This window comes from Afipia sp. GAS231 (assembly GCF_900103365.1).
Classification (GTDB): domain Bacteria; phylum Pseudomonadota; class Alphaproteobacteria; order Rhizobiales; family Xanthobacteraceae; genus Bradyrhizobium.
Genome location: NZ_LT629703.1, coordinates 5,493,156 through 5,512,334 on the forward strand (window position 1 = coordinate 5,493,156; position 19,179 = coordinate 5,512,334).

Annotated in this window: 22 protein-coding genes and 1 tRNA gene; 21 read left to right on the forward strand and 2 right to left on the reverse strand. The window is 62.5% G+C overall.

Going from position 1 to position 19,179, the window contains the following annotated elements; genetic code table 11:
* Window positions 1-26: 26 nt before the first annotated feature.
* The 20 genes from BLS26_RS25990 (at window position 27) to BLS26_RS26090 (ending at window position 16,365) form a co-directional block, all read left to right on the forward strand.
* Window positions 27-103, forward strand: a tRNA-Met gene (locus BLS26_RS25990).
* 493 nt (window positions 104-596) lie between these two features.
* Window positions 597-1,934, forward strand: coding sequence for an ABC transporter substrate-binding protein (locus BLS26_RS25995; protein WP_371360670.1), 1,338 nt, complete (start codon window positions 597-599; stop codon window positions 1,932-1,934).
* Between the two features lie 96 nt (window positions 1,935-2,030).
* Window positions 2,031-2,990: a carbohydrate ABC transporter permease gene (locus BLS26_RS26000; RefSeq protein ID WP_172804699.1), complete on the forward strand. Its 960-nt coding sequence runs from the start codon at window positions 2,031-2,033 to the stop codon at window positions 2,988-2,990.
* Window positions 2,987-3,940 (forward strand): carbohydrate ABC transporter permease, encoded by a 954-nt coding sequence (locus tag BLS26_RS26005; protein WP_092515417.1) that lies wholly within the window; start codon window positions 2,987-2,989, stop codon window positions 3,938-3,940. Before BLS26_RS26000 ends, BLS26_RS26005 begins: the two co-directional genes overlap by 4 nt.
* Window positions 3,937-4,149: a hypothetical protein gene (locus tag BLS26_RS26010; RefSeq protein ID WP_092515418.1), complete on the forward strand. Its 213-nt coding sequence runs from the start codon at window positions 3,937-3,939 to the stop codon at window positions 4,147-4,149. Before BLS26_RS26005 ends, BLS26_RS26010 begins: the two co-directional genes overlap by 4 nt.
* Window positions 4,150-4,153: 4 nt before the next feature.
* Complete coding sequence (locus BLS26_RS26015; RefSeq protein ID WP_092515419.1) at window positions 4,154-5,251, forward strand: ABC transporter ATP-binding protein; 1,098 nt, start codon at window positions 4,154-4,156, stop codon at window positions 5,249-5,251.
* Window positions 5,244-6,251 carry an ABC transporter ATP-binding protein gene (locus tag BLS26_RS26020; protein ID WP_092515420.1) on the forward strand — a complete coding sequence of 336 codons (1,008 nt, stop codon included), beginning with the start codon at window positions 5,244-5,246 and terminating at the stop codon, window positions 6,249-6,251. The genes BLS26_RS26015 and BLS26_RS26020 overlap by 8 nt, the downstream gene beginning before the upstream one ends.
* Entirely contained in the window at window positions 6,248-6,862 is a 615-nt protein-coding gene (gene dhaL, locus BLS26_RS26025) for a dihydroxyacetone kinase subunit DhaL (RefSeq protein WP_172804700.1), read from the forward strand. The genes BLS26_RS26020 and dhaL overlap by 4 nt, the downstream gene beginning before the upstream one ends.
* Window positions 6,859-7,254 (forward strand): dihydroxyacetone kinase phosphoryl donor subunit DhaM, encoded by a 396-nt coding sequence (gene dhaM, locus BLS26_RS26030; protein ID WP_092515421.1) that lies wholly within the window; start codon window positions 6,859-6,861, stop codon window positions 7,252-7,254. Before dhaL ends, dhaM begins: the two co-directional genes overlap by 4 nt.
* A complete protein-coding gene (locus tag BLS26_RS26035; protein ID WP_092515422.1) occupies window positions 7,247-7,561 on the forward strand; it encodes an HPr family phosphocarrier protein in 315 nt (104 codons plus the stop codon). Before dhaM ends, BLS26_RS26035 begins: the two co-directional genes overlap by 8 nt.
* Window positions 7,562-7,565: 4 nt before the next feature.
* Window positions 7,566-9,176, forward strand: coding sequence for a phosphoenolpyruvate--protein phosphotransferase (gene ptsP, locus BLS26_RS26040; protein ID WP_092515423.1), 1,611 nt, complete (start codon window positions 7,566-7,568; stop codon window positions 9,174-9,176).
* Complete coding sequence (locus tag BLS26_RS26045; protein ID WP_092515424.1) at window positions 9,163-9,594, forward strand: hypothetical protein; 432 nt, start codon at window positions 9,163-9,165, stop codon at window positions 9,592-9,594. The genes ptsP and BLS26_RS26045 overlap by 14 nt, the downstream gene beginning before the upstream one ends.
* A 46-nt stretch (window positions 9,595-9,640) precedes the next feature.
* Window positions 9,641-10,630, forward strand: coding sequence for a dihydroxyacetone kinase subunit DhaK (gene dhaK, locus BLS26_RS26050; RefSeq protein ID WP_092515425.1), 990 nt, complete (start codon window positions 9,641-9,643; stop codon window positions 10,628-10,630).
* Window positions 10,585-11,313, forward strand: a complete 729-nt coding sequence (locus BLS26_RS26055) for a TetR/AcrR family transcriptional regulator (RefSeq protein ID WP_244541688.1) — start codon at window positions 10,585-10,587, stop codon at window positions 11,311-11,313. The genes dhaK and BLS26_RS26055 overlap by 46 nt, the downstream gene beginning before the upstream one ends.
* A gap of 70 nt (window positions 11,314-11,383) precedes the next feature.
* Complete coding sequence (locus BLS26_RS26060) at window positions 11,384-12,505, forward strand: alkene reductase (protein ID WP_092515427.1); 1,122 nt, start codon at window positions 11,384-11,386, stop codon at window positions 12,503-12,505.
* 67 nt (window positions 12,506-12,572) lie between these two features.
* The gene (locus tag BLS26_RS26065; RefSeq protein ID WP_092515428.1) at window positions 12,573-12,857 is read left to right on the forward strand and encodes a YciI family protein; all 285 of its coding nucleotides are present in this window, start codon (window positions 12,573-12,575) and stop codon (window positions 12,855-12,857) included.
* A 141-nt stretch (window positions 12,858-12,998) separates the two neighbouring features.
* Window positions 12,999-13,481, forward strand: coding sequence for a nuclear transport factor 2 family protein (locus BLS26_RS26070; protein ID WP_092515429.1), 483 nt, complete (start codon window positions 12,999-13,001; stop codon window positions 13,479-13,481).
* A gap of 90 nt (window positions 13,482-13,571) precedes the next feature.
* A complete protein-coding gene (locus BLS26_RS26075) occupies window positions 13,572-14,261 on the forward strand; it encodes an SDR family oxidoreductase (RefSeq protein ID WP_244541689.1) in 690 nt (229 codons plus the stop codon).
* A gap of 695 nt (window positions 14,262-14,956) precedes the next feature.
* On the forward strand, window positions 14,957-15,685 hold the full coding sequence (locus BLS26_RS26080; protein WP_092515431.1) for a sulfite exporter TauE/SafE family protein: 729 nt from the start codon (window positions 14,957-14,959) through the stop codon (window positions 15,683-15,685).
* Between the two features lie 488 nt (window positions 15,686-16,173).
* A complete protein-coding gene (locus BLS26_RS26090) occupies window positions 16,174-16,365 on the forward strand; it encodes a hypothetical protein (RefSeq protein ID WP_027539788.1) in 192 nt (63 codons plus the stop codon).
* A gap of 24 nt (window positions 16,366-16,389) precedes the next feature.
* Here the strand turns inward: BLS26_RS26090 and BLS26_RS26095 are convergent, their stop codons facing one another.
* Window positions 16,390-16,737: a hypothetical protein gene (locus BLS26_RS26095; RefSeq protein ID WP_244541690.1), complete on the reverse strand. Its 348-nt coding sequence runs from the start codon at window positions 16,735-16,737 to the stop codon at window positions 16,390-16,392.
* Window positions 16,738-16,900: 163 nt separating this feature from the next.
* Complete coding sequence (locus BLS26_RS26100; RefSeq protein WP_197681278.1) at window positions 16,901-18,274, reverse strand: MmgE/PrpD family protein; 1,374 nt, start codon at window positions 18,272-18,274, stop codon at window positions 16,901-16,903.
* Here BLS26_RS26100 and BLS26_RS26105 point away from each other — a divergent pair.
* Entirely contained in the window at window positions 18,261-19,163 is a 903-nt protein-coding gene (locus BLS26_RS26105; RefSeq protein ID WP_157676590.1) for a GntR family transcriptional regulator, read from the forward strand. The genes BLS26_RS26100 and BLS26_RS26105 overlap by 14 nt on opposite strands.
* Window positions 19,164-19,179 lie beyond the last annotated feature (16 nt).

Genomic DNA, 19,179 nt, shown 5'->3' on the forward strand with positions numbered 1-19,179 from the left:
TAGAGTGTGCCGTGAGGGTGAACCGTGGCGAGGTAGCTCAGCTGGTTAGAGCACGGGAATCATAATCCTGGGGTCGGGGGTTCGAGTCCCTCTCTCGCTACCAAATCTTTCGATTTTGCTCGCCTTCCTTCGATCTTCTGCGATCCGTTGCGCTTATTGGTAGCGTCTCGCGAGCGCAAACGAACTCGCGCCAAGTTTTGGGCCCGAACTGAATTGACGCAACAAAATAGGATCGCGTTGGAATTGAAGCGCCAGGGGCGACACGCGCAATCGATAGCGCCGTTTCGGGGGCCGATGTGATTGCTTCGCAAGTCCGGTTCGACCGCAACGAGCTTGCAGGAAACCACCTTAACGGTCGCCTGGTTTAAACCGCCAGGCGTTGCGCGAGCTTTTGAAAAGAAGCCCGCTTGCAATGTTTAGTAAACTGTGATTTACTAAACAAATCGAGCTCCACGGATCCCAAGAATCCGCGAGCGCGAGGGAACGTCGGTTCAGGTCATTCAACGCGTCAAGGACTGTGTCGCACCGCTCGAGCTTTCGAGCGGGCAGGAACGCCGCGCCATGTCGATGGCCGGCCCAACAGGAGGGAAATGGGCATGAAGAATATGTTGAAGATGCTTTTTGCTGCGGGTGGAGTCGCCGGACTCAGCATCGGTGCTGCAACAACGCCTGCGCATGCGCAGGGCAAGACGATCACGCTGTGCTGGGCGGCCTGGGATCCGGCCAACGCGCTGGTCGAACTGTCGAAGGACTTCACCGCCAAGACCGGCATCGGCATGAAATTCGAATTCGTGCCGTGGCCCAACTATGCCGACCGCTTCCTGAACGAACTCAATTCGCGGGGCTCGCTGTGCGATCTCATTATCGGCGATTCACAATGGATCGGCGGCGCCGCGGAGAACGGCCAGTACGTCAAGCTCAACGATTTCTTCAAGAAGGAAGGAATCAGCATGGACGACTATATGCCGGCGACCGTCGTCGGTTATTCGCAGTGGCCGAAGAACACGCCGAACTATTGGGCGCTGCCTGCCATGGGCGACGCGGTGGGCTGGACCTATCGCAAGGACTGGTTTGCGCGGCCCGACGTGCAGAAGGATTTCAAGGCCAAATACGGCCGGGACCTCGCGGTGCCGAAGACGCTCGATGAACTCCGCGATATCGCGCAGTTCTTCCAGGGCCGCGAGATCGACGGCAAGAAGGTCTATGGTGCGTCGATCTATACCGAGCGCGGCTCGGAAGGCATCACCATGGGCGTCTCAAACTATCTCTACGACTACGGCTTCAAATACCAGGATCCCAACAAGCCCTATGCGATGGACGGGTTCGTCAACTCGGCCGGCGCGGTCAAGGGGCTCGAAGCCTACAAGGAACTCTACAAGTGCTGCACGCCTCCGGGCGCCTCCAACTCCTACATGTCGGAAGGTCTTGATGCGTTCAAGTCCGGGCAGGTCGCGCTGCAGATGAACTTCTTCGCCTTCTTCCCGGGCCTCTACAAGGACCCGAATGTCGGCGGCGACAAGATCGGCTTCTTCTCCAATCCCGCTGCCACCACCCAGGCGACGCAGCTCGGCGGACAGGGCATCTCGGTCGTCTCCTATTCCAAGAACCAGGGCGAAGCGCTGCAATACATCAAGTGGTTCTCCGGCGGGGACGTGCAGAAGAAGTGGTGGGCGCTCGGCGGCTATTCCTGCGCCAAGTCCGTGCTGAACGACCCGGGTTTTCCGGACAGCGCGCCTTTCGCCAAGGAGTTCCTGAAGTCCATGGGTATGGTCGTCGACTTCTGGGCCGAGCCTTCCTATGCCCAGCTTCTGCAGGCTGAACAGAAGCGGGTGCATGACTACGTGGTCGCCGACAAGGGCACCGCACAGGAGGCGCTCGACGGTCTGGTGAAAGACTGGAAAGCCGTCTTCAAGGAAGAAGGCAAGAAGTTCTAGGATAAGCGCCTGGAGCGCAGTCGATCGCGCTCCAGGCGGCTCCATTCGACAGCGGCAGTTTTTCCGCGATCGCGGCACACCAGGACTTCCGACGCCATGAATGATTTGAGTGTCTCGTCGCAAATCACATACCGCGCCGCGCCGCTGCAACCGCGCGTGGTGCGCCGGATTCGGGGTCTGTCCGACAAGGCGCTGGCTTGGCTCTTCATCACGCCGACCATCGTGCTGCTTCTGGCCATCAACATCTTTCCGCTGATCTGGACCATTTATCTGTCGTTCACCAACTACCGCGCCAACCGGCCGAACGTCCCGATGCGATGGATGGGGACCGACTGGTATCAGTCGATCCTGACCGATCCGGACATCTGGTCGGCGATGCAGGTGACCGCACACTTCGTGATCTGGACCGTCGTCATCGAGACCGTGCTTGGATTCGGCCTCGCCTTCCTGATCGACAAGAAGTTCCGCGGCCACGGCATGTGGACCACCATCATCCTGCTGCCGATGATGCTGTCGCCCGCGGTCGTCGGCAATTTCTGGACTTTCCTCTACCAGCCGCAGATCGGGCTCTTCAACTATGTGTTCGCCTTCCTCACCGGCCGCTCCGCATCGTCGTTCCAGATGCTGGGTGACGTGACGCTCAGCCCCTGGGCGATCGTCATTGTCGATGCCTGGATGTGGACGCCCTATGTGATGCTGATTTGCCTTGCCGGCCTGCGGTCGATCCCGGACTACATCTACGAGGCGGCGGAGGTCGACCGCGCCTCGAAGTGGCGGCAGTTCTGGTCGATCACGCTGCCGATGGCCCTGCCGTTCATCATGCTCGCCGTGCTGTTTCGCGGCATCGAGAACTTCAAGATGTTCGATATGGTCAATCTCCTTACCGGAGGCGGGCCGGGCTCCACCACGGAAGTGGCTTCGATCACGCTCAAGCGTGCGGCCTTCGAGAGCTGGCGGACCGGTTATTCCTCAGCCTTCGCGATCATCCTGTTTGTGACGGTATTCGGCCTCGCCAACATCTATGTGAAGGCACTCAACCGGGTGAAAAGCCGATGAGCATTGCAAACGCCGCCCATTCCGTCGTCGAACCGACCCCCGGCACCAGGCGCTTTGCGGGCTCGCTCGTGATACTCTATGCGGTGATCACGATGATCCCCCTGGTCTGGATCGTGCTCACCTCGTTCAAATCGCCGGACGATGCGATTTCCTATCCACCCAAGATCATCTTCCAGCCGTCGCTGGAAGGGTATTGCAACCTTGTCACCACCCGCTCGCGGCAGACGCCGGATTTCATCCAGACGCTGGGACCGCCGCAGGGACTTTGCGACAGCATCGCGCGCGATCGCAACATGGTCGTCGCCGGACCGTCGAACTACGTGCCGCGCTTCATCAATTCGCTGATCATCGCCTTCGGCTCGACCGTGCTTGCCGTCGCGCTCGGCACGCTGTCGGCGTACGGCTTCTCGCGGTTCCGCGTGCCACTGAAGGACGATCTGCTGTTCTTTATCCTCTCGACCAGGATGATGCCGCCGATCGCGGTCGCCATCCCGATCTACCTGATGTACCGCACCATCGGGCTGTCGGATACGCGACTTGGAATGATTCTGCTCTACACGTCCGTCAACGTCTCGCTCGCCGTCTGGCTGCTAAAGGGCTTCATCGACGAGATCCCGCGCGAGTATGAGGAGGCGGCGATGATCGACGGCTACACGCGCTTTCAGGCCTTCGTGAAGGTGGTGCTGCCGCAGGCAACGACCGGGATCGCTGCAACCGCGATCTTCTGCCTGATCTTCGCCTGGAACGAATACGCCTTCGCCGTGCTCCTGACCTCCGGCAACGCGCAGACCGCGCCGCCGTTCATTCCTATCATCATCGGCGAGGGCGGCCAGGACTGGCCGGCGGTTGCCGCCGGCACCACGCTGTTCCTGGTGCCGATCGTCGTCTTCACCGTGCTTCTGCGCAAGCATCTGCTCCGCGGCATCACCTTTGGAGCTGTTCGCAAATGAGCGTCGATTCGATCACTTCCGCGCCGCGGCGCGGTGTCATTGACAAAATCCTGCGGCGCGGGCCGCTGGAAGCGGTCGCGACCGCGGTCATCGCCATCGGCGTCGTGATGCTGATGCAGCCGTTTTTCCTGGCGCTGTATTCCTGGTCGTTCGCGACCACGCTGTTCGGCACGGTGATGTTCATCATCGTCTCGAAGGTCAGGGAGTAGGGCGATGGCACAGATCAGGGTCGAGGCGCTCGACAAATCCTTTGGCGCGTTTCACGCGGTCAAGGCGGCGAGCTTCACGGTGGAGGACGGCCAGTTCCTCTGTCTCCTCGGGCCGTCCGGTTGCGGCAAGACCACCACGCTGCGCATGATCGCTGGATTGGAGCTGCCGACGGCGGGCTCGATCCGGCTCGACGGCGAGGATGTGACGATGAACCGCGCCTCGGCGCGCGACATTGCCTTCGTGTTTCAATTGTTTGCGCTCTATCCGCACATGAATGTGCGGCGAAACATCGGCTTTCCCCTGAAGTGCGAAGGCATCGGTACCGCGGAAACCGATCGGCGGGTGGTTGAGGCCGCGCGCATCCTGCGCATCTCGCATTTGCTCGATCGGCCGGTGTCGGGCCTTGCCGGCGGCGACCGGCAGCGCGTCGCGCTCGGGCGGGCGATCGTGCGCAAGCCGAAATGTTTTTTGATGGACGAGCCGCTCGGCGCGCTCGACACCGAAATGCGCGAGGCGATGATCCGCGAATTGCGGGCGCTGCACGATCGGCTCGGCGCCACGACGGTCTATGTCACGCATGACCAGCTCGAGGCCATGGCGATGGCCGATACGATCGCGGTGATGAACAATGGCGTCGTCGAACAGGTCGCGAGCCCGCGCGATATCTATGATCGGCCGGCTTCGCTGTTCGTCGCCGACTTTATCGGCTCGCCGCCGATGAACTTCCTGCCGTTCCGCGACAGCGTGGCAACCGGCAAACAGGCGATCCGGCTCGGCGAAGGCGAGGTCTCTATTCCCACCGCACGCGAGACGCTGGCGGAGAGCGATCTCGTCCTCGGCGTCAGGCCCGAACACATTCGCTTCACCGACCGCGGGATGGTGCGGGGCGAGGTTTATGGCGCGGAGTATCTCGGCACCACGCAGATCGTAACCGTGACCACCCGCTACGGCGCGCTCAAGGCGCGGTCGCCCGCGAGCATCCGCTTCCGGACCGGAGAGAGCGTTGGGCTCGACTTTCGACCCGATACGCTGTCGATTTTCGATAAGGCATCCGGCCGGGCGATCCGCACCGCGTTGCATGGGGGAGGCCTGCATGGCTGAAGTCGAGATCAGGGCGGTTTCGAAGGCATTCAAGGGTGCACCGGCGATCAGTGATCTGTCGCTGAAGGTCGGCGACGGCGAATTCGTTGCGCTACTGGGTCCGACCGGTGCGGGCAAGACCACGACACTGCGTCTGGTCGCCGGCCTTGAGATGCCCGACAGCGGATCGATCCGGATCGACGGGCGCGACGTGACGGCCGATGCGCCGGCCGACCGCGACGTCGCCTTCGTCTTCCAGCAATATTCGCTGTATCCGCATCTTACCGTATTCGAGAATATGGCCTTCGCATTGCGTGCGCCGATTCGCCGGGTGGCGGAGGCCGAAATCCGCGCGAAGGTCGAGGAGGTTGCGCGTCTGCTCCACATCGAAACCAAGCTCCAGAACAAGGCGACGCAGCTGTCGGGCGGCCAGATGCAGCGCGTCGCGATCGGCCGGGCCCTGGTTCGCTCGCCCTCGATCTATCTGATGGACGAGCCGCTCTCGTCGCTCGACGCCAAACTGCGCGGCGAAATGCGTCTCGAACTCAAGCGCATCCAGACCGACCTCGGCGCGACGATCCTCTACGTCACCCACGATCAGACCGAAGCGATGACCATGGCGTCGCGCATCGGCGTGATCGAGGGCGGGCGGTTGCTGCAGATCGGGACGCCGCGCGAGATCTACGAGAACCCGGTCAATGCCCATGTTGCCGCACGGCTTGGCCAGCCGGCGATTAACCTCTTGCCGGCGGATATTTTCGCGGGCGCGCCGAGCGGCGCCAGGACCGTCGGCGCGCGGACCGAGCATCTGACGATCGCGCATGGCAGCGGGGAAGTATCGGCTACGGTGACGCGAATTGAGCATCTCGGCGACCAGAGCCATCTCCACCTCGACCTTGGTGGCCAAGCCGTGGTGACGCTGTCGGACCCGGAGGCGAAGCTCGGCGCCGGCGATGTCGTGTCGCTCCGTCTCAACAACCCGCTGTTCTTCGACGCGGACGGCAGGAGGATCGCTGCATGAATCTGGATCGGGCGGCGAAGGAGAAGCTGGTTCGGGCGCTGGCAGTGGCGGTGATCGAGCATGCCGACGAATTGACCAGCCTCGACCAGGCGATTGGCGATGGCGACCACGGGCTGAACATGAAGCGTGGTTTCGAGGCCGTGCTCGCCACCTTGCCAGCGCTTGCGGATAAATCAACGCCCGAGATGCTGAAGGCGATCGGCATGACGCTGGTGATGAAGGTCGGTGGCGCTTCCGGGCCGCTGGTCGGCACCTTCTTCATGGAACTCGGCAAGGCGCTTCCGGAGGAGCCTGCGCGCGCCGATCTCGTTGCCGCGACGGGCAGGGCGATCGATGCCGTCAAGGCACGCGGGCGCTCGGAAGCAGGGCAGAAGACCCTGCTTGATGTCCTGGTGCCGGTGCAGGCGGTACTTGCGGCCGGCGGGGACGCCGCGGCGATCGCCGCGGAAGCGACCGAGGCCGCGGAGCGTACGACGCCGATGCTCGCAACGCGCGGTCGGGCGTCGTTTCTCGGCGAACGTTCCATCGGTCATATGGATCCCGGCTCACGCTCGGCGTCCCTCCTGATCGGCGCAGCAGTCGTAACACTGGAATTCGAGGCAGGTTTATGAGTAGTTCGGGCAACGTCGGAATCGTCATCGTTTCGCATTCCGCCAAAATCGCGGAAGGTGCGGCCGATATGGTGCGTCAGATGGTCGGCAATGCGGTGCCGCTCGCCTGGACAGGTGGCGACCCCGAGGGTGGGCTCGGTACCAATGTTGCCGGCATCCTCGAGGCGATCGAACTCGCTTGGTCGCCTGCCGGGGTGGCAATCCTGGTCGATCTCGGCGGGGCAGAGACGAATTCGGAGATGGCGGTGGAGATGTTACCGGAAGACCGGCGCGCCCGCGTCGTGGTTTGCAATGCTCCAGTGGTCGAAGGGGCCGTGATCGCCGCGACCGAGTCCTCCGGCGGCTCGTCGCTAACCGCGGTCCAGCGCAGTGCGGAGGAATTCTATGCATGATGTCAACGCCAGCCGCGCGTCCAAGGCGTCGGTGCCGCTGATGGCCTCGGCGGTTCTCGTCAATGCCGTGGGTCTTCATGCGCGGCCGTCGGTCAAGCTGACGCAATGCGCGAAACGCTTTGCTGCGAAGATCGAACTTGCGCTCGCGCCGGACGGTCCCTGGACCGATGCCAAGAGCCCTGTGAAAGTGATGCGCGTGAAGGCTCCGCAGGGCGCGGCGCTGCATTTCCGCGTCACCGGCCACGACGGTGAGGCGGCGCTCGCCGCCGTGCTGGCGCTGGTGCATGACGGCTTTGGCGAGGCTTGAAACGGTGACCGAGATCCATCGCACCGGTCGTGCCGCTTCGCCGGGCCTCGCCATCGGACCGGTCACCGTTCTGACGGCCGTCGTGGAGGAAAGCCGCCGGGCACCGGGCGATCCCGCTCAGGAAGCTGCCGCGCTGAAGGCGGCGATCGAAGGTGCGACCGCAGAGCTCGCCGAATTGATAGGGGCGGAGCAGGCCGAGGCGGCGGAGATTCTGGAGTTCCAGGTCGCGATGCTGGAGGATGATGCGCTGGCGGAGGGCGCATTCGACGCCATCGCGGCGGGCACGCCTGCCGACCATGCCTGGCGTTCGGTGCTCAATGCGGAGATCGCCGGATACCGCGCGGCGGAAGACGAGTATTTTCGTGCCCGCGTCGCCGATCTCGTTGATATCCGCGACCGCGTGCTGGTGTGTCTGAACGGTGCGGACAGGTCTGCGGCGATCGGGGGCGGCTCAATCGTTGCGAGCGACGACATCTCGCCCTCCGCCTTCCTCGCAACCGATTGGCGATGCGGTGGCGCGATCGTGCTGGCCGCGGGCTCTTCTTCCTCCCATGTTGCCATGCTGGCACGGGCGCGCGGGACCCCGATGGTGGTCGGACTTGGCCCCCTGGCCTGGGAAGAACGACCACCTGCCCTGGCGCTGGTTGATGGTGACGCCGGCACCGTCATCTTCGATCCCGAGCCGGAAACGCGGCGCCTGTTCGAGCACCGCATGAAGGCTGCGGATGCTGCACGGGCCGTCGCAGACGCCGCGCGGGCCGAACCTGCCATCACGGCAGGTGGCCGGCGTATCACGGTGCTTCTCAACATTGCCGCGCCTGAGGATCTTGCCGACCTCGATCCCGCGATCTGCGACGGCATTGGTCTGGTGCGCACGGAATTCCTGTTCGCGGCCTCTCACGGCCTGCCGGACGAGGAAACCCAATATCTGGTCTATCGGCGCATTCTCGATTGGGCGGAAGGACGGCCCGTTACCATCCGCACGCTCGATGCCGGCGGCGACAAGCCGATCCCGGGGTTGACGATCGACGGCGAGAGCAATCCGTTCCTCGGTCTTCGCGGCATCCGGCTGTCGCTTGCGCGGCCGGAAGTGTTCCGCCTGCAGCTCAGGGCGCTGTCGCGTGCGGCGGTCCATGGCACGTTGAAGGTGATGCTGCCGATGGTCGCCGTTCCCGCCGAACTCGACCGCGCGCGCGCGATGCTTGACGACGAGATCGAGGCACTAAGGGCAGAAGGGATCGCCTGCGCCCGCCCTCCGCTTGGTATCATGGTCGAGGTACCCGCGGCCGCGCTCTGTGCCGAGGATTTCGACGCCGGGTTCTATTCGATCGGCTCGAACGACCTGACACAATACACGATGGCGGCGGCTCGCGACATTGGCGCCGTCGCCGACCTCAACGATACCGGCAATCCGGCGGTGCTGGCGCTGATCGCCCGGACCGTCGAGGCTGCATGCGCGCGCGGGGTCGAGGTCTCGCTCTGTGGCGACGCCGCCGCCGATACCCGGCTGACCAAGGCACTGCTCGCGACCGGGCTCACGACGCTCTCGGTATCGCCAGTTGCCGTCGCCCGGCTCAAGGCCACGATTGCCACGGTGACCCATGACCAACGGTGAACGTGATCAACCGCACGAGCGGGACGACAGCAATGTCGCAGACTACAAGGCCATCCTGCGGCAGGTGCTCGATAACCGGCCGTCCGGGACGCGCCTGAAACTCGCGGCGGCTTTGGGCAAGAACCGCTCGTTCGTATCCCAGATCACCAATCCTGCCTATCTGGTGCCGATACCGGCAAAGCATGTCGCGATCATTTTCGAGGTCTGCCATCTTTCCGGTCCCGAGCGTACCGCCTTCCTGGAGGCCTATGCACGGGCGCATCCGGGACGCCTGCGCGCGCCCCATCGCGAAACGCGTACCCGCAGCATCACGGTGACAGTGCCCGACCTCGGCGACGACAAGAAGAATCGTTCGCTCGAGCAGCTCGTGATCGATTTCGCAGCGCGGCTCGCGCGTTACGCCGAGAGCGTGGGCTGACAAATTCGGCCGTACGGCAAGCCGGACAATGGGAGAGGGAACGCCGATGAAAAAGCTGATCAACAGCACCGAGACGTTGCTCGAGGAAAGCCTGGACGGGTTTGCCGCTGCCCACGCCGATATCCTGCTGCTGGGTGCCGAGCGCAAATTCGTGCGCCGCCGCGCGTTGAAGCCCGGCAAAGTCGCGCTGATTTCAGGCGGCGGTTCGGGCCATGAACCGCTGCACGCGGGCTTTGTCGGCCACGGCATGCTTGATGCCGCTTGCCCCGGCCAGGTCTTCACCTCGCCGACGCCGGACCAGATGGTCGAGGCGGCGGAAGCCGTCGATACCGGCGCCGGCGTCCTCTTCATCGTCAAGAACTACGAAGGCGACCTGATGAATTTCACCATGGCTGCCGAGATGGCCGGGCGGGAGTTTGCGAGCGTGGTGACGGACGACGACGTGGCGGTCGAGAACTCGACCTACACGACCGGCCGTCGCGGTGTCGCCGGTACGCTGATCGTGGAAAAGATGGTCGGCGCCGCGGCCGAGACCGGGATGCCGCTTGCCGCACTCAAGGTGCTCGGCGACTCCGTCAATCGGAGGACGCGGTCAATGGGCGTGGCGCTGACGCCGTGCACGGTGCCGGCAGCCGGGCGGCCCAATTTCACCTTGGCGGACAATGAGATGGAAATGGGTGTCGGGATCCATGGCGAGCCCGGCCGGCGCCGCGTGCCGCTGGTTTCCGCCGATGCGATCGCCGATGAACTGCTGGGTGCGATCCTCAAGGACCTTGCGCCGAAGCAGGGCAGCGAAGTGCTGCTTATCGTCAACGGCTTCGGTGCAACGCCGCTGATCGAGCTTTATTTGATGGTCAACAGCGCGAGGCGAATTCTTGACGGCGCGGGGATCAAGGCGACGCGTTTCCTGACCGGATCATACGTCACATCTCTCGACATGGCCGGTGCTTCGGTTACGGTATCGGTGCTCGATGCCCAAGCGCTTGCTATGTGGGATGCGCCCGTACACACGGCGGCGCTGCGCTGGGGAGCCTGATCACATATCGCTGCCTGGTTTTTCGTTACTGCCGAAGACCTGTCGGTCTCCACTCTGCCTATTCCCGTCTTGACATTCTAAGACGAACGGTCATATTGGATCGTATGCCGCGCCCAAGTGTCAAGGAAGAGATTGTCGAAGCCGCGCTGAAGGTCCTGCATCAGCGGGGATTCAACGCGACCGGCGTGCAGGACATTACCGACGCCGCAGGCGTTCCCAAGGGCTCTTTCTACAATCATTTCGAGAGCAAGGAGGCCTTGGGACTGGTCGCGCTGGAGCGTTACTGGGAAGGGGCGCTCCGGTCCCTCGAAGTATTGAAGAATACGGACATGATGCCAGTCGCCCGGCTGAAGTCCTATTTTCGCAGGTTGAACGAACTGGCCCGAAAACTCAAATACCGGCCGGGCTGTATGATCGGCAATCTGTCGATCGAGATGACCGATCAAAGTCCCGCGATGCGGGAGCGCCTGGCTGCCATTCTTGCAAAATGGAGCGGTGCGATCGAAGCTTGCGTCAAGGAGGCGCAAGCGGATGGCTCCGTTCGTCGCGATCTGGATGCGAAGGCGATCGGGGCATTCTTGCTGAATTCCTGGGAGGGAGCTGTCCTGCGCTCAAAGGTCGATCGCAGCAACGCGCCCTTCGACATTTTCGAAAAGATCGTATTCAGCAGTCTCGCTTCGTGAGCCCCAGGGCGAGCGAGGGGACTGCTGCATGCTGCGTCAATCTAATATGGTCGGTCATCTTGGAGGTTCCATGACGTTATCGCTTCACTCGCCGCTCAAGATCGGTAACCACGCGCTGGCACATCGCGTGGTGATGGCGCCCCTCACACGGATGCGCGCGAGCGAGCCCGGCGCCGCGCCACATGCACTGAACGCGCAATACTACGCCCAGCGTGCCAGCCGCGGCGGCCTCATCATTGCGGAAGCCACGCAAATTTCGTGGCAAGGGAAGGGTTATCCGCGAACGCCGGGAATCCACACCGAAGAACAGGTGTCCGGATGGAAGACGGTCGTGAATGCAATTCATCAAAAGGGCGGGATCGTATTTCTGCAGCTTTGGCACGTCGGAAGAATCTCTCATTCGAGCCATCATCCGGACGGTTCGCTTCCGGTATCCGCATCTGCGGTACGCCCGGCGGGAGAGACCTTCGCTGCCGGGTTCAAGCGGATGCCCTATGAGACGCCCCGTGCGCTTCTCACCGGCGAAATTCCCTCGATCATCGAGCAATATGATAGGGCGGCTGCCTTGGCTCTGGAGGCCGGCTTCAACGGCGTCGAACTGCATGCCGCTAACGGCTATCTCATCGATCAATTCCTTCAGGATGGAACCAATCATCGAACCGATCAGTACGGCGGCAGCATCGAAAATCGGGCACGACTGCTGCTGGACGTGACGGACCGATTGATCGCGCGGCTCGGACCAGCGCGTGTCGGCGTCAGGATGTCGCCGTTCGGCAGCGTAAACGACATGAGAGACTCCGATCCATTGTCGATCAATCGATTTGCGATTGAAGCCCTGTCAGACCGCGGGATTGCGTATCTCCATCTGATCGAACCGCGGGTCAATGCCGGGCTGCGGGAGGATCCGAATATCGATGCTCCGCCGTCCGTCGCATCCTTGTTCAGGCCGTCCTTTGCGGGACCGTTGATTGTGTCTGGAGGTTTTACAAAGGCCACGGCGGAAGCCGGAATCCGCGCCGGAACCGCCGATGCAATTGCGTTCGGCCGCGCCTTCATCGCCAATCCCGATTTGCCCTACCGCATGGCGGTGGATGCCCCGCTCAATCCCTACGATCGTCCGACGTTCTACGGCGGCGCGGAAAAAGGATACACCGATTATCCGGCGTTGCAGGTCGAACAGGGCGCGGCCTGATCGTGAGCGGCGTCGCGTAACAACGCGCACGGATGTCGATAGGTTACAAATCTGAAGGGTCGGATCGATGAAATTCGCGAACGTCATAGCGTATGTGGCAGACGAGCAGAAAATCCAGCAGGTCCGGCCGCTTCATCGCGACTACGCCCAGAAGCTGAGAAACGAAGGCAAGATCGTCGTGGCCGGACCGTTCCTGGACGGTACCGGCGCGCTGATCGTCTACGAAGCCGACACGTTGCAGGAGGCCGAGGCGTTGGCCGCCAACGATCCCTTCTTCACGAAGGGCGTTTGGTCCAACCACGAAATTCACCCCTGGGAGATCCTCGGTGCAAATCTTGAACTCCTGCGCTGACGGCGGCGACGATGCAGCTGTTCAGCACGGGTTGACCGACGAAATATACCAAGGCGATCCCACGACCGCCGCAAAAGATTTTTTTTGAGAGACGTGAGGCGCATCCGCGCTGATTGCCTCTCTCAGCAAAAGGAACCCCCCATGCTTCAGCGAATGAGAAAAGATGGCCTGCTTTCACTCCTGCTCGCCACTGTCCTCGGCGTGCTCGTTTATTCATCGCAGGCGCAGTCATCGGAAGCAGAAACACTGGGTGCGCTGTTGAACCGCTACTTCGCGCTGGCCTCGGAACGAGACATCTCAAAGCTCGAACCGTTATGGGCTCACGATTCGGGGGTCGTCCTGGTCTTCCCGTCCGACAAGCAGGCTGCGGTCGGCTGGGAAGCCGTCAAGAAGAGCTATCAGGCACGGTTTAACAGCGTCTCGGAATGGAAGTTGTCGGCGAAGGAGCCTCCACACATCCAGCTACACCCGGGTAACGCAATCACCACGACGCCGGTGCTGATCCAGGCTACCGCAAAGAGCGGCGCGGCAATCTCCTATACCCTTCTGTTCACCCAGGTGTTCGAGCGACGCGATGACCGATGGCTGCTGGTGGCGAGCCATGGTTCGAAAGTCCCGGATTGAATTGGGCGGGAAAACAAAATGTCCAGTTCTTTCCACGGAAAGGTTGCCCTTGTCACCGGCGGAACCTCAGGGATAGGCCGCGAGACGGCGGTGGCGTTCGCGGCCCGCGGCGCCAAAGTGGTCGTCGCCGGCCGCCGCGAAGACGAGGGCTTCAAGACAGTTGATCTGATCCGCAGCGGCGGCGGCGAAGCCCACTTCGTCAAGGCCGACGTCTCGCAACCCGATCAGGTCGCGGCGCTGCTGGCCGAGGTCGTCGGACGCTATGGCGGCCTGGACATGGCATTCAACAACGCGGGAATCGAGGGCACGCCTTTCATTCCGCTTGAGAACTACGCCGAGGAAACCTGGGACCAGGTTATTGGAATCAATCTCAAGGGATTGTTCCTGTCCATGAAGCACGAGCTTCCGCACCTGGTGAAGAACAGGGGTGCGATGGTCAACATGGCGTCAGTCGCCGGCCTGACCGGCGGACGCCTGGGCGCGGCGTACTACGCCAGCAAACATGGCGTCGTTGGTATCACCAGATCCGCCGCGATCGAGTATGCGGACAAGGGTGTCCGCATCAACGCGGTGGCGCCGGGCGTGATCTCGACCGATATGGCAACGCGCGCTTTTTTTCAGGATCCGGCGGTCACGGCGCGCATCAAGTCGTTGCACCCGATGGGCCGGCTCGGAATGCCCGGCGAAGTGGCGAATGCCGTCCTCTGGTTATGTTCCGGCGATTCCTCTTTCACGACCGGGCATGTCCTGTCGGTAGATGGTGGCTTCGTGGTCCCCTAGTGCGAGAGCGCTTGGCGATGCCGCATCAGCGTAGCGTGCCACGGCCAAGGTTCCTCCCGAGGACCTTGAATCACCGCAGCTCGCACTTGTCGCCGATTTGTCGAAGAGAATTGAATTCGCCAGAAGAACGAGCGCCGTGTTGGCACTTCCCGCTATCGCCGAGCCCATGGTCGTGATCACCGCCGCGAATTGATCAATCTCTCCTGCGGCGTTGGTGACGCTGCAAAACTTCCCTTTGTATCGCGGGAATCGGCAAATTCGACTCCTTCCTCTCCGCAGACTTCGCGCCATGCGGATTCAAATGTTTTCGAGCGGAAACCTCGATCGTTCATGACGTGTGTTACTTAACATTACAATCTTACATGGATGCAATGACTCTTGTGACAACTCGTCACTCTTTCAATGGGCAAAAGGATATCATTTCCGGAAAACGCTGATAGGTGTGTTTCCGAATGAGTTTTCGTTGAGGTTGTTGGTGATGTTGACTGCGTTGCGCGCGTCGGGATTTCGTACTGGTCGTTTCGCGCGCGACGAGCGGTGGTCGCGCGAGGAAATCACTGCGTTAGATAGAAAGCCTTGACTTCAGAACGCCCGCTGAAGTCCCCTGCTAAGGGCTGTACTTCGAGTGCAAATCTACCCCGCGCGCATCCGCGGAAATGAGCGCAGATACTTGTCGGTCCCCGGAGGTCTTCCACTTGAATTTCTTGTTTGTCTGCGCCGTCGGGCTCGCGGCGGGAACGATCAGCGGCATTGTAGGCACCGGCTCCTCGATCATGCTGGTGCCGGTGCTGGTCTATGAATTCGGTCCAAAAGAGGCCGTGCCGATCATGGCTGTTGCGGCCGTGATGGCCAACCTGTCGCGCGTGCTCGCCTGGTGGCGCGAGGTCGATTGGCGTGCATGCGCCGCCTACACGATACCAGGCATTCCGGCGGCGGCGCTTGGGGCGCGGACGTTGCTGGTACTGCCGTCGCGTGCGGTCGACATCGCGATCGGGCTGTTTCTGATGGCGATGGTGCCGGCGCGGCATTGGCTCGCTCGGCATCAGCTAACGATATCGCTGTGGCATCTCGCTATCGGCGGCGCGATCATCGGCTACCTGACGGGTATTGTGGTCTCCACCGGACCGCTCAGCGTTCCCTTGTTCTTGTTTTACGGCCTGACCAAGGGCGCATTTCTTGCCACCGAGGCCGCAAGCTCACTCGGCGTTTTTCTCAGCAAGTCGGCAACCTTCCAGCGCTTTGGCGCTCTTGACGCCGCAGTGGCGCTGAAAGGGTTGATCGCCGGGGCTTCGCTGATGTCGGGAGCTTTCATCGCAAAGCGTTTTGTCTTGAAGCTGGATCCGGACCTCTTTCGCCGCATCATGGACGGGATCATGATTGCGGCTGGCCTATCCATGTTATGGAACGCCGCTTACGCGAGCTGATCGCAGCCGCCTATTGGCGCACGGTCGCGACGTCCGCGAGCTTCGCACCTCGCAGACCCAAAATCGGTCGCGGCCTGCCTTGGGAGTGAGACCACTGGCAGGCGCCGGCTCGCAGCGCCCGTGCCGCTTGAGATGGTCCGTCGTCACGGTTCAGCCTGATCTCATTCTGCTCCAGGTAGCGCGCAAGACAGCTCAAGAGATGCGCACGGAATTCGATGTGCCGGACCAGCCTGATTCTACAGAGCAGCAAGATCAACAACTTAGGAGATTTTCACGGCGTTCGGGACGCCGGGAACTGTCCCCTCCGGATGGCCCCGATCAGCGACCAATTCGGCACCCCGAAGCCGGCCGAATGGCCCTCGTGCCAACGTTGCGCGCCTCCCGGGGCTTTGTTCCCCCCACCCAATGACCGAAAACTCCCGGATCGCGCCCCTTGACGTGGTCCGACTTCCCGCCAGAATGAGCGCTGCACAAAGCCGGGAGCGTTCATGAAATTTTACATCACCGCGCTCGATACATCTGGGACGGTCACGTTGCATCGTGACTCCGTGCCCGCCGCGATCAAGAAAGCTTCCGAGCTGATTTCCGACGGCTGCCTGAACGTGGAAATCGTCATGCCGGACGGCGCAACTTATCGGCGCGGCGAATTTGAACAGTTGAAAGAGCGGATCGGGGCCTGATCGGCGGCCGATCGAGGCAAGATCTCAAACGCTTTTTCGTTGAGCGGCTCCGGCGCCGCGGCTCCATCTGGCGGAGCCATGAAGCCATGCACCGACCAGAATCGCCGGGGCCACGGCGGCAATCATGAAGTAGGGCGATATCGGTTTCGGCGTGATCGACTCGATCGCCATCACCGACACCAGCCATAAGGTTGCCAGCGAGATCGCCAGATCCGGGCCGGGCAGCTTCAGGTGATAGAACACGGCACCGACGATCACCGCCGGCGCCAGCACGGCCCCGATCATGTAGACGTTCAGCTCTTTCGGCGTCAGCACGTCGATCAGCATCGCCGCCAACAGCCAAAGCGCGCCTGACATGACGGCCGTGTCCATCGGGTGTCTCATGGCTCCCCCACCTTTCCGCCGGTGGTATCGAAGTGGGAACCGCGGCGTGCGTCAATAGCTGTTGAGAGCAAATATATCGTTGGCGCGAATCATCCGCAGTTGCTCCCGCGGCAACGCAGTTCGCCCCGTCGTCGTGGAGGCGCTTGAGAGGCTAAGCGAGCAGCGCCATCAACGGGCGAATATGAAATCCGCCGGGGGCTGCAATGGCGCGCTCGACCGCCATCGTCTTTTCGGCGCCGATGGCGTCAACCAATAGTGCGCGTGCCTTCGCCGTGACCCGTTCGTCCGGCACAGGCCGGCTCCAGCTCCCCATCGGCGCATCGCAACGCCGCTGGATGATCTGGCCATCGTTCAATTCAACTGATATCTCGACATGCATCTGGTCGAAGCGGCCGGAGATCGCGCCATCGCCGATCAGGACGGTGCGATCGAGCAGCGCCACGACATCCTCCTTGAACCGCCGTTCGTCCTTGAAGCTCGCCGGCTCGACCTTGCCGTCGAGCAGGGCGATAGCAGCCGTATATTGCCACGAGAATTTTCCGTCGAGGCCCGAATACGGGCGCGGCCGGTCGATGTATGGCATCACCGGCGTTCGCAGTTCGACGCGTGAAATCCGCTTCAGCGCATCGGCGCCGATGGCCTCGCGCGCTTCGAGCGCCGCGGTGATCGCGAAATGTGTCGCGAATTGCGACGGGAACAGCTTCCAGGCCGGACCAGGGTTTATCGCGCGGCCGATGCCAATCGGCGCCAGCAGATGCGCAGGCTCGAACGTCGCGCCGAACAGCGAAGCGCCCCAGCCGCGCGGGCTGCCGAGCGCGTCTTCGTCGGCGCTAAAACCCGCCGCTGCCAGCATCGCGGCCTGCACGCCGTTCGCAGCGGCATCGCCACAATGCAGCGCCTTGGTCATCGAGCCGACATTGGCGAGCAACCCGCCAGTGCGCGAACTGGCGACGGCGACCGCCGCAGCCAACCGCTCGCCTTCGAGACCAAGCATGTCGGCGCATGCAAGCGCTGCCGCAAGCGCGCCGACCGCGCCCGGCGGATGGATCGAGAGTCTGGCCGGTTCGATCTGACCTGACGCCAGACGCAGCCGCCCCTGCGCCTCGACACCTTTGGCGATGGCCCGCAACACCGCGTGTCCTTGCGGGCCTTCGCCATCCCGCTCGCGCAACTCAGCCAGCGCCAGCAGCGCCGGCAGCAGCGTCGACAACGCGTGGTTCGGCGGATTCCACATCGGTTCGAAATCCAGCACATGCATCGCCATGCCGTTGACGCGCGCGGCTTGCACGACGCTGGTCGCAAATCCGTGGCCGATCACGGTGGCCGGCCCGTCAGGACATTCGGCACGCGTCTGCTCAGCCATCAGGCTCGGCCCGCGTTCGCCGGCACCCGCCACCGCGACGGCCAAGCCATCGAGCAACAGCAGCCTGCAGCGATCCAGCAATTCCGGATGATGCGGCCGCCACGCCGCCAGCAAATCGGTGAAGGCGCGGGTCAGCGAGACCGCGGGCGTGTCGGCAGTCACGCGACCGGTTGCCGCGGGGTTTCCATGGTCGAGTTCCAATTTCGGCATTTTCTTCCCACTTTTTGCTTTGCATATGAATGTATACATGGTTATACACCGAGGAAAGGTCGAAGTTTCTCCTTGGGAGGCGGCTATTTCGGGATCGAACACGGTTGAGGATGACACGCTTGTGGCCTGGCCCGGCGCAGCCTCATCGCGGGCGGCCGGCGGGCTGGCCGAGCAGGCCTATCGGGCGATCCGCAATGCGATCCAGGAGGGCCAGCTCGAAGCCGGCCAACGCGTGCTCGAACTCGAGCTTTGTTCCTGGCTCAAGGTCAGCCGCACGCCGATCCGCGAAGCGATGCGCCGCCTACAATCCGACGGCATGCTGGTCCATGCGCCGGGTGGCGGGCTTTCGGTTGCGCAGCACGATTTGCGCGCGGTCGCCGAACTCTATGATGTGCGCGAGCGCCTCGAAGGCGCGGCGGCCGGGATGTCGGCGCGCTTTGCCGACGCGACCGAAATCCACATGCTGCAGGCGATGGTGGATACGCATCGTCAGTTGCCCGACGATCCCAAAATCCATGCGCGGGAGAATACGCTTTTCCACGAGCATATTTACCGCGCCGCCCACAACCGCTTTCTGCTGAAGAGCCTGCAGGACCTGCACGATTCCGTCGTCCTGCTCGGCCGCACCACGTTCGCCGCTCCCGGCCGTATCGCGGAAGCGCAGGGCGAACATCAGGCCATCGTTGCCGCCATCGCGCGGCGCGACGAAGCTGCGGCCGAGGAACTGGCCCGCCGTCATGTTCGGCGCGGCTACGAACTGCGACTGGCGGCGATGGCCGAGGCCGCGCGCGCCGGATCGCAAAATCGCGTTGATAGCTCAAGGGATCTGCTGCGCCGATAGAAAAGAAGTCCGTCAT

Excerpts from the sequence above, each read along its gene's own strand:
- BLS26_RS25995 (WP_371360670.1), top strand. The coding sequence starts at position 597 with ATGAAGAATATGTTGAAGATGCTTTTTGCTGCGGGTGGAGTCGCCGGA.
- BLS26_RS26000 (WP_172804699.1), top strand. The coding sequence starts at position 2,031 with ATGAATGATTTGAGTGTCTCGTCGCAAATCACATACCGCGCCGCGCCG.
- BLS26_RS26005 (WP_092515417.1), top strand. The coding sequence starts at position 2,987 with ATGAGCATTGCAAACGCCGCCCATTCCGTCGTCGAACCGACCCCCGGC.
- BLS26_RS26010 (WP_092515418.1), top strand. The coding sequence starts at position 3,937 with ATGAGCGTCGATTCGATCACTTCCGCGCCGCGGCGCGGTGTCATTGAC.
- BLS26_RS26015 (WP_092515419.1), top strand. The coding sequence starts at position 4,154 with ATGGCACAGATCAGGGTCGAGGCGCTCGACAAATCCTTTGGCGCGTTT.
- BLS26_RS26020 (WP_092515420.1), top strand. The coding sequence starts at position 5,244 with ATGGCTGAAGTCGAGATCAGGGCGGTTTCGAAGGCATTCAAGGGTGCA.
- dhaL (WP_172804700.1), top strand. The coding sequence starts at position 6,248 with ATGAATCTGGATCGGGCGGCGAAGGAGAAGCTGGTTCGGGCGCTGGCA.
- dhaM (WP_092515421.1), top strand. The coding sequence starts at position 6,859 with ATGAGTAGTTCGGGCAACGTCGGAATCGTCATCGTTTCGCATTCCGCC.
- BLS26_RS26035 (WP_092515422.1), top strand. The coding sequence starts at position 7,247 with ATGCATGATGTCAACGCCAGCCGCGCGTCCAAGGCGTCGGTGCCGCTG.
- BLS26_RS26045 (WP_092515424.1), top strand. The coding sequence starts at position 9,163 with ATGACCAACGGTGAACGTGATCAACCGCACGAGCGGGACGACAGCAAT.
- dhaK (WP_092515425.1), top strand. The coding sequence starts at position 9,641 with ATGAAAAAGCTGATCAACAGCACCGAGACGTTGCTCGAGGAAAGCCTG.
- BLS26_RS26060 (WP_092515427.1), top strand. The coding sequence starts at position 11,384 with ATGACGTTATCGCTTCACTCGCCGCTCAAGATCGGTAACCACGCGCTG.
- BLS26_RS26065 (WP_092515428.1), top strand. The coding sequence starts at position 12,573 with ATGAAATTCGCGAACGTCATAGCGTATGTGGCAGACGAGCAGAAAATC.
- BLS26_RS26070 (WP_092515429.1), top strand. The coding sequence starts at position 12,999 with ATGCTTCAGCGAATGAGAAAAGATGGCCTGCTTTCACTCCTGCTCGCC.
- BLS26_RS26090 (WP_027539788.1), top strand. The coding sequence starts at position 16,174 with ATGAAATTTTACATCACCGCGCTCGATACATCTGGGACGGTCACGTTG.
- BLS26_RS26095 (WP_244541690.1), bottom strand. The coding sequence starts at position 16,737 with ATGGACACGGCCGTCATGTCAGGCGCGCTTTGGCTGTTGGCGGCGATG.